The following is a 1,438-nucleotide window of genomic DNA, read 5'->3' on the forward strand; positions in this document are numbered from 1 at the left end:
GCCCGGAGTCGGCATGCGGCGAGCAATGCGCCCCATCCCCAGGGCGGTCAGCAGCGTCTTCAGGCCGGCGACCACTGCCCCGGCCAGAGCACCCGGGAGGCCGATCAGCAGCGACACCATGCCTGTGATGGGAGCCAGCAGCAGCATCAGGCCGCGCCACAGCAGGGATCCATTGTCATCCCCGGCCGGCTTGCGCTCGATGTTCTTCAGTATTCGCTGTTGGCGCTTGTCGGCCGCACGATCCTCGCGCCGAGACCCGCGCATCATCGACCAGAAACGGCGGTACCAGCGCTCCTGGCGGCGGCTGTCGCCATCGCCGACGATAGCGCTGAATCCGCGCTGCAGGGGCTGGGCGACCTCGTTGAAGGCCTTGACGGCGGGGTCGGCCTCCTCGGTACCGGCGCCCATCTCCTGCACAACGCCGGTGAGGCGATCCCCGAGTCCGTCGATGGAGCGAGATAGCAGGCCGGACTCATCATCGCCTGCCGATGGGTCGCCGCTGCCCGCGACGAAACGGCCATCAGGACCGCGCCCACTCCCCGCTCCGGGGCTCGAATCGGACAGGTCGCGACGCAGCTCGCGAACCTCGTCGCGGATGGCTTCGAGGCGGCTGGTGATGTCTTCAGCCTCCAGGCGTTCGCCGACCAGGAAGCCTTCGTTGTCGTGATTGAATGCCATGGCTAGGGGCTCATGAAGGTGTCGAGCTGGGTGAAGGTCATCTGCAACTCCTCCATGGCGTCTTCGCGGCGCGACAGCCCCACTTCATAGGACTGGGCGCGACAAAGCGTTCGGCTGGCATAGCCGCCGATGTCGCCGACGAAGGCGTGCTGTATCGTGATCGTGACGGCATAGTCAGCCGGCACCCCGAAGGAGCCATCCCTGGCCGCCATCGCCTCGAGATGGGCCTCGAACCATCGCTTCAGGGTTCCCGCACGGTCGTCCATGGTGGTGATGCGCAGCACCACGGGCTCGGCTTGTGTCAGGGTGTCGAGCTGGGCGGCGCCGGCCCGGACCTTGGCGCCCGACACCTCGTGAGGCCCCCGGTCGATGTCGGTGCAGAACAGGTTGAACTCGTGGGAGAAGTCGCCGGCCAGCGCGCTCTGGACCTTGAGCAGGAACAGGTTCTTCTTCGCGCGACCGGTATCGATGGCCTCCTGGTAGATGCGCTTCGCCTCGGATGGCGTGATGCCGCCATACAGCATGTTGGCGCCGCTCCAGTAGAGGCCCTGGCTCGCCTGCCCACTGAGCAGGTTGCCCAGGGCGTCGCCGCCCAGCCCGGACTCGAGCGCTGTCAGGATGCCGCCTTCGATGTCGCCGCCGGCGATCTGGCTGGCGGCTTCGGCGCCCGCATTGATGGAACTGCGCATCTCCGGCGGGATGTGGCTGTTGAGCGCCCGGCTGGCCGCCTGACCGCCCATTCCCGCCGCGGCCTGGCTGA

Annotated in this window: 2 protein-coding genes; both read right to left on the minus strand. The window is 67.7% G+C overall.

Translation table 11 applies throughout. The annotated features are described in order from the left end of the window. Positions 1-678: hypothetical protein (locus tag NH448_RS23435; RefSeq protein WP_253029599.1), on the minus strand; the 678-nt coding region annotated here is incomplete at its 3' end. Positions 679-680: 2 nt separating this feature from the next. Then, positions 681-1,438 (minus strand): hypothetical protein (locus NH448_RS23440; RefSeq protein WP_253029600.1); only part of this gene is annotated, 758 nt, incomplete at its 5' end.

Origin of the sequence: Halomonas sp. OfavH-34-E (assembly GCF_024124525.1) — a bacterium.
GTDB lineage: Bacteria > Pseudomonadota > Gammaproteobacteria > Pseudomonadales > Halomonadaceae > Halomonas > Halomonas litopenaei.